This is a genomic window from Ruegeria sp. AM7, assembly GCF_056535965.1.
Window position 1 is genome coordinate 2386730 of the sequence record NZ_JBQFJE010000003.1, and the last position, 13198, is coordinate 2399927.

At 58.0% G+C, this 13198-nt stretch carries 12 protein-coding genes; 4 read left to right on the plus strand and 8 right to left on the minus strand.

The features are described from left to right. Positions 1 to 4 precede the first annotated feature (4 nt). The 4 genes from ACR3EG_RS15870 to ACR3EG_RS15885 all read left to right on the plus strand — a co-directional run bounded on the left by ACR3EG_RS15870 (position 5) and on the right by ACR3EG_RS15885 (position 6458). Positions 5 to 3124: an efflux RND transporter permease subunit gene (locus ACR3EG_RS15870; protein WP_480497204.1), complete on the plus strand. Its 3120-nt coding sequence runs from the start codon at positions 5 to 7 to the stop codon at positions 3122 to 3124. Between the two features lie 50 nt (positions 3125 to 3174). Then, positions 3175 to 4152: an HlyD family secretion protein gene (locus ACR3EG_RS15875; RefSeq protein ID WP_480497206.1), complete on the plus strand. Its 978-nt coding sequence runs from the start codon at positions 3175 to 3177 to the stop codon at positions 4150 to 4152. Positions 4153 to 4239: 87 nt separating this feature from the next. Then, on the plus strand, positions 4240 to 5346 hold the full coding sequence (locus ACR3EG_RS15880; RefSeq protein WP_480497208.1) for an ABC transporter permease: 1107 nt from the start codon (positions 4240 to 4242) through the stop codon (positions 5344 to 5346). Further along, entirely contained in the window at positions 5343 to 6458 is a 1116-nt protein-coding gene (locus ACR3EG_RS15885) for an ABC transporter permease (protein ID WP_480497210.1), read from the plus strand. Before ACR3EG_RS15880 ends, ACR3EG_RS15885 begins: the two co-directional genes overlap by 4 nt. A 15-nt stretch (positions 6459 to 6473) precedes the next feature. On the opposite strand, the gene ACR3EG_RS15890 is transcribed toward ACR3EG_RS15885, so the two are convergent. The 8 genes from ACR3EG_RS15890 to ACR3EG_RS15925 form a co-directional block, all read right to left on the minus strand. After that, positions 6474 to 7031: a TetR/AcrR family transcriptional regulator gene (locus ACR3EG_RS15890; RefSeq protein ID WP_480497212.1), complete on the minus strand. Its 558-nt coding sequence runs from the start codon at positions 7029 to 7031 to the stop codon at positions 6474 to 6476. Positions 7032 to 7279: 248 nt separating this feature from the next. Next, positions 7280 to 7834, minus strand: a complete 555-nt coding sequence (comE, locus tag ACR3EG_RS15895) for a sulfopyruvate decarboxylase subunit beta (RefSeq protein WP_170356156.1) — start codon at positions 7832 to 7834, stop codon at positions 7280 to 7282. Next, positions 7831 to 8337: a sulfopyruvate decarboxylase subunit alpha gene (gene comD, locus ACR3EG_RS15900; RefSeq protein ID WP_170356155.1), complete on the minus strand. Its 507-nt coding sequence runs from the start codon at positions 8335 to 8337 to the stop codon at positions 7831 to 7833. Before comD ends, comE begins: the two co-directional genes overlap by 4 nt. Before the next feature lie 48 nt (positions 8338 to 8385). Next, the gene (locus ACR3EG_RS15905; RefSeq protein WP_170356154.1) at positions 8386 to 8796 is read right to left on the minus strand and encodes a universal stress protein; all 411 of its coding nucleotides are present in this window, start codon (positions 8794 to 8796) and stop codon (positions 8386 to 8388) included. A gap of 22 nt (positions 8797 to 8818) precedes the next feature. After that, positions 8819 to 9799 (minus strand): alcohol dehydrogenase catalytic domain-containing protein, encoded by a 981-nt coding sequence (locus ACR3EG_RS15910; RefSeq protein WP_480497214.1) that lies wholly within the window; start codon positions 9797 to 9799, stop codon positions 8819 to 8821. Continuing rightward, positions 9796 to 10557, minus strand: coding sequence for an SDR family NAD(P)-dependent oxidoreductase (locus tag ACR3EG_RS15915; RefSeq protein WP_480497216.1), 762 nt, complete (start codon positions 10555 to 10557; stop codon positions 9796 to 9798). The genes ACR3EG_RS15910 and ACR3EG_RS15915 overlap by 4 nt, the downstream gene beginning before the upstream one ends. Beyond that, entirely contained in the window at positions 10550 to 11857 is a 1308-nt protein-coding gene (hisD, locus tag ACR3EG_RS15920; protein WP_480497218.1) for a histidinol dehydrogenase, read from the minus strand. Before hisD ends, ACR3EG_RS15915 begins: the two co-directional genes overlap by 8 nt. 12 nt (positions 11858 to 11869) lie before the next feature. Then, complete coding sequence (locus tag ACR3EG_RS15925) at positions 11870 to 13198, minus strand: TRAP transporter large permease (RefSeq protein ID WP_480497220.1); 1329 nt, start codon at positions 13196 to 13198, stop codon at positions 11870 to 11872.

Sequence of the window (13198 nt, forward strand, 5' to 3'; positions counted from 1 at the left end):
GTTGATGTCGCTCGCTTCGGTCGCGGTCAAGAACCGCACGGTCACCTATTTTGCGCTGGCGCTGATCCTCGTGATCGGGACGCTCAGCTATTTTCGACTGGGTCAGCTGGAAGACCCTGAGTTTACGGTTAAAACGGCGCTGGTCGTAACCCAATATCCCGGCGCCAGCCCGACCGAGGTCGAACTGGAAGTTACTGACAAGATTGAAACTGCCATTCAAGAACTGCCGGAACTGCGTTTCCTAACCTCGTATTCTCATGCAGGTCTGTCCATCGTAAAAGTCGAAATTCAGCAGGAATATTGGGCCGACCGCCTACCCCAGGTCTGGGACAAAGTGCGTAACAAAGTAGGCGATTTGCAAGGCAGCCTACCGCCCGGCGCTGTTGCACCGAACGTTATCGACGACTTTAGTTTTGTCTACGGGTTCGTTCTGGCCGTGACCGGAGATGGGTTCACCTATGCAGAGCTTGAGGAACACGTAAAAGCCATCCGCAAGGAGCTGAGTCTGGTCCAAGGCGTATCCCGTGTCGAGACCTGGGGCCTGCAGCCCAAGGTGATCTATCTGGATGCCTCCGAGCAGCGACTGCTGGATCTTGGCGTGTCTGCGCAAGACTTTCTGTTAACCCTGAACTTGCAGAACCAGGTGGTCGACTCCGGCGCGCTCACAATCGGAGATCGCAGGCTGCGGATCGCGCCGACAGGGGAATTTCAATCACCCGAGGATATCGGCAACCTGCAACTACGCCCCGGCCTGACAGACCGGGTTTTGGATGTGGCAGAGGGGGCCGACATACCTGTCCAACTACCTGTGTCACGCGACTCCGATGTGATCCGACTGCAAGATATCGTGGACATCCGGCAAGGATATCTGGAACCTGCCCTGACCCAGATGCGCTATGACGGACAGCCTGCAATCGGCTTGTCGATTGCAAACGTATCCGGAGGAAACATCGTGGATACCGGGCGCAACCTCGATGCGGCGCTCGAAGAAATCTCTTCCCGCCTCCCCGTCGGCATTGAGATGCACCGAGTTGCCTGGCAAAGCGATCTGGTGACCGAGTCGATCAACTCGTTCATGGTCAACCTTCTCGAAGCCGTATTGGTCGTCTTGATTGTCGTTGCTGTATTCATGGGATGGCGCATGGGCCTGATCATAGGCAGTGCACTGCTTCTGACCATTTTGGCCACGTTCATGGTAATGGTCGTTCTCAAGATCGACCTGCAGCGGGTCTCTTTGGGTGCGTTGGTGATCGCGCTGGGGATGATGGTGGACAACGCCATTGTCGTAGCCGATGGAATGGCCGCACGCATGAAAAAGGGCATGGGCAAGATCGAAGCAGCGATCGAAGCCGCAGGCCAGCCCAGCATGGCTTTGCTGGGGGCCACGATTGTGGCAGTGATGGCCTTTTTTCCTATCTACGCCTCGTCGGCAGCCGCCGGGGAATACGCGGGATCTTTGTTTGTAGTTGTGGCCGTTTCGCTGCTGATCAGCTGGATCATTGCCATGACGATTACGCCGCTGATGTGTATTGACATGTTGCCCACCCCCAAGGTCGAGACGACGCATACCGAAAGCGCCTTTACCTCGGGGTTCCGTGCTGTATTGGGGCGTTGCCTGCGCCACCGTGGCATCACCGCGATGGTGTTTCTGGCCTTGCTGGGCGGCGCGATCTACGGCTTCAACTATGTCGACCGCCTGTTCTTTACCGACGCCACACGGCAGCAATTCATGGTCGATGTCTGGGCCGAGGAAGGCAGTACGATTGACCAGACCTCGGAATTGGCACGTAGAGTCGAGGATAAACTGAATGGCGATCCGCGTGTGAAAGGCGTATCGACCTTCATGGGTGCAGGCGGCCCCCGGTTCTATCTGCCGGTCGACCCCGAGCTTCCTTATGCCAGCTACGCGCAGCTTGTGGTCAATACTGAAAGCCTTGAGGTCGTGAACGACCTTGTCGCAGAACTGGACGCATGGATCGAAGGCGCAATCCCCGAGGCGATGACGCGGGTGCGCAAGTACACGGCTGGGCCTGGCAATACATGGCCGTTCGAGGTTCGCTTTAGCGGCCCGGCCAATGCGGACCCGCAAGTACTGCGCAACCTGGCTGAACAAACGATGGATGTCTTACGCGCTTCCCCCCATGCAAAGGACATCCGAAGCGATATGCGAAACCGCGTCGCCAAACTGGTTCCGGAGTATGATCAGACAACCGGCATCTGGACGGGCACGTCCCGCAACGACATAGCCAGCGCCGCGCGCTTTGCCTATGACGGGCTGCCGGTTGGTCTCTATCGTGAGAATGAGGATCTGCTGCCCATCATCTTACGTCGGACCGAAGACGAACGGCAGACCGTCGGGCGTGACTTTGAGCAAATCCAAATCCAGCCGGCCTTCTCGACCAAGTCGCTGCCATTGTCTTCTGTAACGCAAGGGGTCGAGATCGAATTGGAGGATCCGACTATCGTCCGTTGGCAACGTCAGCGCGCGGTTACGGTTCAGGCCAGCTCGGACGGCGTTACCCTACCCTCTTTGGTTGATGAGGTCCGCGCTGACATCGAGGCAATCGAGCTGCCTCCCGGATATCGGATCGAATGGAGAGGTGAGACTTTCAGCACAGCAGATGCCCAGGATTCGCTGAAACCCGGGTCCGGCCCAGCGCTGGTGATCATGGTCTTCCTGGTGGTTGCGCTGTTCAACGCTTTCCGTCCGGCGCTGGTTGTCTTTACGGTCGTTCCCTTTGCGATGATTGGGATCACTGGTGGCCTGCTGCTGTTCAATCAACCTTTCTCGTTTATGGCCCTGTTAGGCGCGATGAGCCTTGTCGGCCTGATGATCAAGAACGCGGTCGTGTTGCTGGATCAGGTCAGCGTCAATCTGGAAGAAGGTATGAAGCCTTATGATGCGCTGGTCGAGGCAACAGTCTCGCGTCTGAATCCCGTATTCCTTGGGGCAGCCACGACAATCCTTGGTGTGTTGCCACTGCTGCAGGACATCTTCTGGGTGGCCATGGCGACCACAATCGCCGCGGGTCTGACCCTGGGAACAGTCGTGACCATGCTGATGGTTCCGGTCTACTACGCCCTTTTCCACGGCATCCGTCCTCCTGAAACCGAAGACACCTAAGTTCACGAGCTGAAGCGCAACTCTGGCTATCAACTGAAACGGAGCGCCCCATGTCGAAACCCAAGCTATTCGTTGCGATCATTGCAAGTGCAATGGTCGCAGGTGGCGCCCTTGTATGGATCGCGACAGTGCCAAAAGCACTGGTGGTTCAAGGCGAAGTCGAGGCGACCCGCATTGACCTGGCCGCAAAAATCGGCGGTCGTGTCGCCGCTGTGAATGTCGATTTCGGAGACACCGTACAGATGGGCGATGTGGTCGTGTCCTTGGGCAGCCCGCAATTGCAAGCGGGTCTGAAGACGGCACAAGCCGCTGTCGACGTGGCGATTGCCAATCGTGATCTGGTTTTCGCAACCCGACCCGAAGTCATAGACGCGCGCCGGGCCGAGCTTGCGCGCGCCAAAGCCGATCAGGTGTTGGCACGAAAGACTTATGACCGGATCGAAAAACTCAGCGAAACCTCGTTTGCGTCGCTGCAAAGGCTTGACGAGGCCTCGAACACTTTGGCGGCCGCCCAACGTGGGGTCGACGCGGCGCAGGCCAATCTCGAACTCGCCGAAAACGGCAACAGCATAGAACAAAAAGCCGTTGCTCAGGCTCAGATCCAAGAAGCCAGGGCCGCCTTGCTGCGCACGCAAACTGATCTTGAAGAGCTGCAAATTGCAGCACCTATCAGCGGCCAGGTCACCGCCCGGCTTGCAGAACCTGGCGAGCTTTTCTCGGCCGGGGCTATTTTGTTATCCATAGTGGATATTGATAACGCCTGGTTCACGTTCAACCTGCGCGAAGACCTGCTGAACGGGCTGGAAATTGGTCAGGAACTGAATGTGCGCGTACCGGCCCTAGGTGATCTGGTGATCCCTGCTCGCGTTACTGCCATCAATGCCGAAGGCAGCTATGCCAATTGGCGCGCCACGAAAGCCACGGGTGATTTCGATCTGCGCACATTCTCGATCAGGGCCGAACCGGTCGCGCACGATGCGGCCCTGCGGCCGGGTATGAGCGCTTTGGTGGATTGGGCGGCACGCTAGGCCATGTCGCATCCGCTACCAGCCGGTTTTCGGCGCACCTTTCGTCGAGAGCTGCGCCGGATTGCCCACCAACCTCGCCTGGCTTTTATGCTGGGGCCATTTCCTTTGATCCTCATGCTGTTGCTTTCTGCGGTCTTCGCGCCCGGGCTTCCTTCGAACCTGCCCGTAGCCGTTGTCGATCAGGATGGGACAACCCTGTCGCGCCAGGCTGTTCGCATGATCGACGCCACTGCGGACCTTGCGGTCACTGTCCGCGCGACGTCTCTGGCCGAGGCGCAGGACGCTCTCGTCTCGGGCGCGGTGTACGCCGTTATCTTCATACCCCAGTCCATGGGGCGCGACTTGCTGCAAGGCAACCGGCCCGAGCTTGTTACCTTCTATAACAACCAATTCCTGACCGTCGGAGGCATCGTTTCAAGGGCTAGCAGGCAGGCAATGGGGACCTTTTCGGCAGGTGTCGCAACCCAGGCTCTGGTCGCAAACGGGGCTGTCCCCGAGGCCGCAGTTGAAGCGGTCGTACCGATCCCGGTTCAGCGCAGTCCTCTGTTCAATCCGGCTCTGGACTATGTCCAGTTCCTGCTTGCCGCCCTTATGCCCACTGTATTGCAAATCTTCATAACAGCCAGCGCAGCACTGACCATCGGCAGCGACGTCCAGCACCCCAATGGCATGGCACGGCTGACCCGGATTGGCGGCTCGTCGATCACGGGTATCGCGGGAAAACTGGCACCCTACGGGTTAGCCTATTTGCTGACACTTATCTTTGCAGACGTGATCATTTTTGGGGCATTTGATGCTCCGTTCAACGGAAACATTTGGCTGCATGGAGCTTACTCGGCCGGCTTTGTTTTAGCTTGCCTGTGTCTGGGCGGGATGCTCGCGATGATCGCCGGAGAAACCGTGGGCGCGCTGGGCTTGACCGGCGTGCTGACCGGCCCAGCCTTCGGCTTTGCCGGCATCAGTTTTCCGCGCATAACAATGAACACTTTTGCATGGATTTGGGGTGGATTGCTGCCGCTGACCGCCTATCTGCAACTTCGCACGGATCAGGTACTGCGCGGCGCGCCGATTGAAGTATCTCTGCCTGCCTTTGGCTGGTTGCTGGGGCAGGTACTGCTTTACGGTTCAGTTCTGGTGTTTTTGGTGGCCCGCTCGGCGCAAGTGCCAGCTAAACAGGCGAGCACTGCATTATGAGACGCTTTCTCGACGCTGTTTTGGACTCGATCTTCAGGCTGTTTGCCGACAAGGGTGCGCGCATGACAATGATCGTTTCGATCCTGATCTATGCGTTTCTCTACCCCCAACCCTATACAGGCGAAGTGGTTCGGGATGTCCCTGTCGTCGTAATTGACCAAGACGGATCAACCGCCAGTCGAGAACTGCGCCGACGTGTCGACAATTCGGATCAGGTCGCAGTGGTCGCACACACCGACGGACTACCAGCCGCGCAAGAGATGTTCAACGCACGAAAGGTCTATGGTGTCCTGATCATACCGCCCGATTTCGAACAAGATCTTTTGCACGGGCGCCAATCCCCAATCGCAGCCTTCGGAGACGGCAGTTATTTCCTTCTTTATGGAGCGATTTCCTCGGCTGTGTCATCTGCTGCGAACAGTCTTGGGGCCGAAATCCGTGTAAGCCGTCTGACCGCTCTGGGCGTTGACGCAGGCACGGCTGCAGCTCTTGTTTCGCCGGTGGTGATTACTTCGGTTCCTCAGTTCAACCCGAACGGAGGATACGCCAGTTTCGCAGTTCCAGCCGCGTTTGTTCTGATAATCCAGCAAACGCTGCTGATCGGAATAGGAATAATGCACGCAGGCAAACCGGCTAGACCGGGCATAGCGAGGGTGGCGACACCCACCGCCTACATTCTTGTGTATACATTCTGGGTCGCGGTGACACAGTTGCTGCTGCCAGTGATTTATGGGCTGCCTCAGGTCGGCCACCCCATAACGCTGTTTGCCATTGCGGTGCCGTTTCTAATGGCCGTGACCGCAATGGGTTTTGCGCTTGTTCAGGTGATCCCTACCCGGGAAGGAATGATCTTCTTTCTTGTCGTGCAGGGATTGCCGCTGTTTTTCATAACCGGCGTCTCATGGCCGATCGAAAGTGTGCCAGATCCAATTCGCTGGCTGGCGATGGCAGTGCCCTCAACTTCGGCTATGTCCGCCATCATCCGCGTCGACCAAATGGGCGCGTCGCTTTCAATGATCATACCAATCGTGAAGCTGCAGCTTGCGCTTGCTGTTGGTTATGCAGCCATTGCGTACGCGCTGCACAATTGGCGATTTCCGAACAGCAGCTGAGCCTCGGCGCGCTGCTTACGAGTCCAAGAACACAGTCCGCAGAATGCGGTGGATGTCGTCTGAAAACTCGTCACGAGAAGTCGAAACAACCAAGGCTCCTCGGGTCGATGTGACCAGCAAATGCGCCAAATCGAGCGCCCTGTCCGGCGTCGCCGCCAAACCATTTTCTGATATGAACCGGGCAAGGTTTTCGACGTAGACCTTGGGCCAGTTTTCCGGCTGGTCTGCCGACAGCTTCAGGGCATCTTCCAAAAGCTCTGACCCATGTCGTGTTTTGGCCAGCTCGACCGAGTCTCCGACCACCGAGGTTAAAACCGTGGCCAGAACGTCGATAGGGTCGCCATTTGCCTCATCCAGAATTCCAAAGACGTTTTGGTACAACGCCTGCATATACGTGACCAATGACCACGAATAGCACGCGTCTTTTGAACCGAACTTCTTGTAAATCGACTGCCGCGACAACCCGACCGCCCGGGCGATATCTTCCATCGAAGTTTTGCGAAAACCGTATTGGGCAAAGGCCGTCATGACATCGCGAGGATTGACGCCAGAGATTGTGTAAGCCGTTACCATTTTTCACCTTTCTGAGGTTTTGCAAACCACATCCGGCACTGTTTCCCCATCGCCGGATACCGCTTGTCCAACCCGTTCCTGCCAGGAGGACATACCCCATGTTTTGCATCATGTTTACAGTATTAATACTTAATGTCAACTAACCGTGATCACAAAATTTCGCGAAATTTTCGCCACAACCGACTCAAAAGCGCCGCCCCATTGGCCGGGGCGGCGCGCGTGCAAGGTCACATATCAAAACCGCAAAGTCAGGCTTGCACTGCCTTCATGAAACGATCCCGGATGACGACTGGATCCATGGTAATCGGCGGCATTTTAGCGTTTCCGCTTTGGCATTTGGCAACGATGATGGTCATCTTTCGCGCCTCCAACGCCTCTTGCACAACCCGACCAGTGTCTTCGGCCTGACACTCGATCACCCTGTCGCAACCGGCCGCTTCTGCCATTTTCGCAAGAGAGGTTTTCTGTCCTGCGTAAGTAGGCTGGTCGCCGGTAGAACCATATGATCCGTTATCAACGATCAGCAGAATATAGTTGTCGGCCACGTTGTTTGCGATTGTCGGCAGCGTACCCAGATTGGTCAGAACCGACCCATCCCCGTCAATCACGATGACCGGTTTGGGTTGTGACAGCGCAAGGCCAAGACCTATAGACGACGCCAACCCCATGGTCCCCAGCATGTAGAAATTAGAGGGCTGGTCATCGATGGCATGCAGTTCCTGACTGGGTATACCGATGTTACAGACAACGAGCTGATCACGCAGAATCGGGGCGATTTCTTTCAGGATTTCAGAACGGATCATTGGTCGCCATAGCCTCCCCAAAAATTGGCGTCGGTCAGGATGGCGACCGGTTTGTTGCACATGAACGTGTATTTCAGGATCGCGTCCAGCTCTTCTACGTCCGACTTGTGATGAAAGTGATAGGTCGGGATATTCAGCTGCGCCAGCAGTGCCTTTGTGTGAACGGCCATTTCGACTTGACAGGCGATCGGTTCGCGCAGCTCACCCCGGTACGAAATCAGCATGGGCAATGGCATTCTGTAATACTGGATCAGCGTGGCCAGCGTATTGATCGTCACTCCGATCGCCGTGTTCTGCATGATAATCGCGGGGCGTTTGCCACCCATCCAGGCACCCGCGCACAGGCCCATTCCTTCGTCCTCTTTGTTCGAAGGGATGTGATAAATACCCTCGCGTTCGTCGATCTCGGCAATAACGCCGGCCAGCTGTTTGCAAGGAACGGTAGTGACGAACGAGATATCGTTGGCCACCAGATCGTCCGTGATCTTCTTGTCTATGTTCATATCCTGTCAGTCAGTCCTGTTTTGGCGCAAAAGGCGCAGTTCGAAGTGTTATGGCCTGCGGTGCACGTGGACCGCGCAGCCAGCATGACGAACGACCCGAGACGCGGTCGATCCCAAAAAATAGTCACTTAGGCCCGGCTTGTGCGAACCGATGACGATGCAATCAACGTCGTTATCCTTGGCGAAATCGATGATGGTTCGGGCCGTATGCCCTTTGATGATCTCGGGCTTGACCCCGTCCAGCCCCGAAACCTTGTCACGCAACAAATTACGGGCGGAGCGAAACCCTTCGGCGACCATATCTTTGTCGAGATATGCGCTGACCGATCCCTGCGGCATTTCATAGACATGTAGCGCGACTATCTCGGCGCCTTCCGCTGACAAGGCCCGCGCGACTTCCAGCGTATGTGGCGATATGCCGTGGTCCAAAGCCATGGGTACAAGAATTTTGCGATACATATTACCTCTCTTTCTGGCGCGGTCAGTGCTCCGGTGCGAGGATGATTTTCGGCGCGGCGACCATTCCCCGACGCAGATCCCGAAACGCCCGGCCCCCCTCTGACATCGGCCGCTCCTCAACCCAGTCCAAAGCACCCAGCCGTCCATCGAAAATAGCTGCAGCCGTTTGGCGAAAATCCTCAGCCGTATAGGTATAGGTGCCGATAAATGTGATCTCCTGCAAGGTCATGCGGCGAATATCCAAACCTCCGGCACCCTCGCCAAGTCCGACATGGACCATGACCCCACCAGGTTGCGTCAACGCCGACGCAGTAGCGCGCGTTGCCGCAAACCCCACTGCATCGATCACCAGAGGGAAGGTTTCTGACGTTTCAGAGACTACGTCGAATGCCCGCAAATTCAGCAAATATGCCCGTCGCAGCGCGTTCGGTTCAACAATGACGACATCCTGCAGGCCCATCGCCTGCAGGGCCAAAGCTGCGGCCAGTCCGATCGCCCCCCCGCCCACAACAAGAGCGCGACGCTCCATCGCTGGGTGCAAGGCTTCCAACCCCAGCCGCACGGCATGCCAACTGACCGCCAACGGCTCGGCCAAAGCCGCGCGCGACAAAGGAATATCATCTGGCACATCGACCAAATTGCCTTCGGGCATTGAGATGAATTGGGCAAATGCGCCCTCTCGTGGCGGCATTGAAATGATCTGGCGGTTTTGACACAGGTTTTCCCGCCCCGCTTCGCAGACCGCGCAATTTCCGCACGTGACCAGAGGGTTGACCGTCACCCGCGCCCCGTCGCGTGGTCCTCCAACGATCACGCCTGCCGCCTCATGCCCCAGGATCAATGGCGCAGGACGTCTGGCATCATGTCCCAGATAGGCATGCATGTCCGATCCGCAAATACCCACGGCTTCGACACGGATCAGCTGTTCCTCTGGTCCGGGAACTGTGTCCGGAACATCCCGGAATTCCAGGTGTTCAACCCCTTCATAAACCAGAGCTTTCATTTCGCAGTAAACCCCCCATCGACCATCAGCACCTGCCCGGTGACGTAGCTGGACGCTTCTGAGCACAAGAACAAGATCGGCCCGTCTATATCCTCCACCCGCCCATTACGTCCGATACAGGTCTGCGCGGCGTTGCGCGCGGCGCGATCGGGGTCGTCGAACACCGCCTGAGTCAGCTCGGTCGGAAAGAACCCCGGTCCGATGGCATTGGCGGTGATACCATGAGGCGACCATGCCTCGGCCATGGCACGGGTCAGTTGCCCGATCCCGGCCTTTGACGCCCCATAGGCAATCCCCCCTGGAAAAGCCCTCGTGGTCTGCAGTGAAGCAAAGTTGACAACGCGCCCCCAGCCTTTCGCCTTCATGGCGGGTACCAATGCCTGGCTTAGGAAAAACGGCGCGCTCAGGTTCAGCGCCAGCGTCGCCTCCCAACCATCGGGCGTGACTTCATCCGCCACCTCGCGGGTGTTGATCCCAGCAGCATGGATGACGATGTCAGGCGCGCCGAATGCCAAGCTTATCTGTTCAACCAGCCTTCCAAGCCCCGCGCGGTCGGCCACATCCGCTGTCACAGTCGCGCCCTTGTCGCCAAGTTCGGCTTTCAGTCCCGCCAACGCCTCGGCCCGGCGCGCGACGCCCACTACCCGTGCCCCAGCGGCGGCCAGAGCCTGCGCCGCCCGTCGGCCCAGGCCCGAGCTTGCACCGGTGACGCAAGCCACCCGCCCGGTCAGGTCAAACAACGCGCGCGGGTCATCCATCTGCGGACAGGTCGAATTGCTCATCGGGGAAATACTTCGCCAACCGCACATCGGCCGCGCGGGCGTGGCCCTCCATCCCTTCCAGCCGGGAAATGCGGGCGGTCGCGATGGCGATGGGCTTCGATCCCTCGCGCGTTGCACGTTGCCACGTGACGATCTTCATGTATTTGTGGACGCTCAAACCCCCGGTATAGCTGGCCGCGCCGGACGTCGGCAGGACGTGATTTGTGCCGGTGGCCTTGTCGCCATAAGACACGGTCGTCTCTTCGCCCAAAAACAGAGACCCATAGCAGGTCAGCCGGGCAAGCCACCAATCCAAATCCTCGGCCTGCACAGTCAGGTGTTCGGGCGCATATGCGTCGGAACAGGCGGCCATTTCTTCGCGATCGGCGCACAGGATCACCTCGGCATAGTCGCGCCACGCGGCCGAGGCGTTTTCCCGGTTCAGTTCCGGAAGGTCTTCGATCAGTGAAGGAACCAGTTGCATCACTTTCTCGGCCAATGGTCGATCATCCGTCACCAGCCAGACGGGTGAATTGTATCCGTGCTCGGCCTGACTGACCAAATCGGTCGCGACCACATGCGCGTCAGCGCTGCTGTCGGCAAGGATCAGACTGTCTGTGGGACCGGCGATCATGTCGATGCCGACCTTGCCATAGAGGATACGCTTGGCCTCGGCTACGAACTGATTGCCCGGGCCCACAAGAATATTCGCGCACGGCAGGCCGAACAGGCCATAGGTCATCGCCGCCACGCCTTGCACACCGCCCATGGCCAGAATGCTGTCTGCCCCACAGATATGCGCGGCATAGACAATGGCTGGCGCCACGCCTTCACCGGGGCGCGGCGGCGAACAGGCTGTGATATGACGACAACCCGCCACTTTGGCCGTGGTCACGGTCATGATCGCGCTGGCGATATGGCTATACCGCCCGCCCGGCACATAGCATCCCGCCGCGTCCACCGGGATCGCTTTTTGCCCGGCGATGACGCCCGGCACGATCTCGACCTCGACATCTGATACGGTCGCTTTCTGAGCCTCTGCAAAGCGGCGCACATTGTCATGGGCAAAGCGGATATCAGCCTTCAGCTTTTCGGGCACCAACGCGATGGCCGCATCAATCTCGGCCTGCGTCATCAGTACATTGCCGTCGAACTTGTCGAACTTGGCCGCGTACTCCATCGCTTTGGCATCCCCGCCTGCCTCGATATCGGCCAGGATTGTCTTGACCGTGTCGTGCACTTCGGACGCATGAGATTGCGCCGTCAATGTCGCCTTTTTCAAATAGTCACGGGGCATGGTCAGCAGGTCCTATTGGTAGATTTCAGGAAGCAAGGTGGTCGAAACCGCCGGTACATAGGCGATCAGGATTACCACGATCAGCATGGTCAGAACAAAGGGCACGGCGCGCGCCGCAATTTTTAGAATTGACTCTCCGGTTATCCCGGAAACGACGAACAGGTTCAGACCCAACGGCGGGGTGATAAAGCCCACACCCAAGGCGGTGATCATCATGATGCAGAACTGTATCTCGTTCATGCCGATATTGTCCGCCAGCGGTTTCAGGATCGGGGCGAGGATCACGATATTCGGCGTCGTCTCCATGACACAGCCTGCAGCGATCAGGATGCCGATCATCAGCAGGATCAGCAGATAGGGGTCATCGGTCATCGAGGTCACAGCCGTCACGAACCCCTGGGGCACACCCATGATCGCCAGCGCTTCGGCCAGTGGAGCCGAGAAGGCGATGATCGGCAGGATCACCCCGTTCACCTTGGCGGAACTGACCAGCATCGACGGGAAATCGGCCAGCGTCAGCGTGCGCAGGATGAAGCCCATGATGATGGTGACGACAACAGCGGTCGCGCCCGCTTCGGTAGGTGTCAGACGGCCCGAGAAGATGCCGTAGAAAATGATCCCCGGCACGATGAACGCATACCAGCCGGATTTCAGCGCCTTGCCCAGATTGGCCAGCCATTCGCCCATGGTCATCATGCCGCCGCCCTCATAGGCGTAAAGACGGTTCATGATGATGTTGGTCACAAGGATTGAGATCAGAATGGCCAGACCGGGGATAAGGGCCGCCAGAAACAGCGTGGATGCGGAAATCCCCAGCACAAGTCCAATGATGATATAAGCGATCGAGGGCGGGATGAGGATGCCGGTACAGGCCCCGGCCGCCACCAGCGCACAGGCATAGGGTCGCGGATAGCCGCTTTCGACCAGCCGGTTGATCGTCATTCGGCCCACCGCAGCAGCGCCCGCCGCGTCCGAGCCCGAGATGGCAGCGAACATGCCGCAGACCAGAACGGTGGCCGAGCCAAAGCCACCCTTGGCAAAACAGGTCAGCGCCTCGGCCACGTCCAGAAACTTTCGCGATAACCCAGTGCGGACCAGCACGTCGCCGGTCAGGATGAACAGCGGCACGGCGGTCAGGGCAAAGGCGTCGATGCCGGTGAACAGGCTTTCGCCCACAAGGCTCAACGGCAGGTCGCCGGACATGACCAGCATCACGATGGCGGCGGTGCCGATGGCCGCCCAGACGGGCACAGCCAAGGCAATCAGACCAACGAACAGGATCACAGGCAGGTAGAAATCCCACCCAAGTTCAACAGTTTGATTGAGAGAACCCCAAAGCAT

Coding starts and splice junctions, on each gene's coding strand:
- ACR3EG_RS15885 (WP_480497210.1), top strand. CDS start 5,343: ATGAGACGCTTTCTCGACGCTGTTTTGGACTCGATCTTCAGGCTGTTT.
- comD (WP_170356155.1), bottom strand. CDS start 8,337: ATGAACATAGACAAGAAGATCACGGACGATCTGGTGGCCAACGATATC.
- ACR3EG_RS15870 (WP_480497204.1), top strand. CDS start 5: ATGTCGCTCGCTTCGGTCGCGGTCAAGAACCGCACGGTCACCTATTTT.
- hisD (WP_480497218.1), bottom strand. CDS start 11,857: ATGCCCCGTGACTATTTGAAAAAGGCGACATTGACGGCGCAATCTCAT.
- ACR3EG_RS15915 (WP_480497216.1), bottom strand. CDS start 10,557: ATGGATGACCCGCGCGCGTTGTTTGACCTGACCGGGCGGGTGGCTTGC.
- comE (WP_170356156.1), bottom strand. CDS start 7,834: ATGATCCGTTCTGAAATCCTGAAAGAAATCGCCCCGATTCTGCGTGAT.
- ACR3EG_RS15925 (WP_480497220.1), bottom strand. CDS start 13,198: ATGCTTTGGGGTTCTCTCAATCAAACTGTTGAACTTGGGTGGGATTTC.
- ACR3EG_RS15880 (WP_480497208.1), top strand. CDS start 4,240: ATGCTGGGGCCATTTCCTTTGATCCTCATGCTGTTGCTTTCTGCGGTC.
- ACR3EG_RS15875 (WP_480497206.1), top strand. CDS start 3,175: ATGTCGAAACCCAAGCTATTCGTTGCGATCATTGCAAGTGCAATGGTC.
- ACR3EG_RS15910 (WP_480497214.1), bottom strand. CDS start 9,799: ATGAAAGCTCTGGTTTATGAAGGGGTTGAACACCTGGAATTCCGGGAT.
- ACR3EG_RS15905 (WP_170356154.1), bottom strand. CDS start 8,796: ATGTATCGCAAAATTCTTGTACCCATGGCTTTGGACCACGGCATATCG.
- ACR3EG_RS15890 (WP_480497212.1), bottom strand. CDS start 7,031: ATGGTAACGGCTTACACAATCTCTGGCGTCAATCCTCGCGATGTCATG.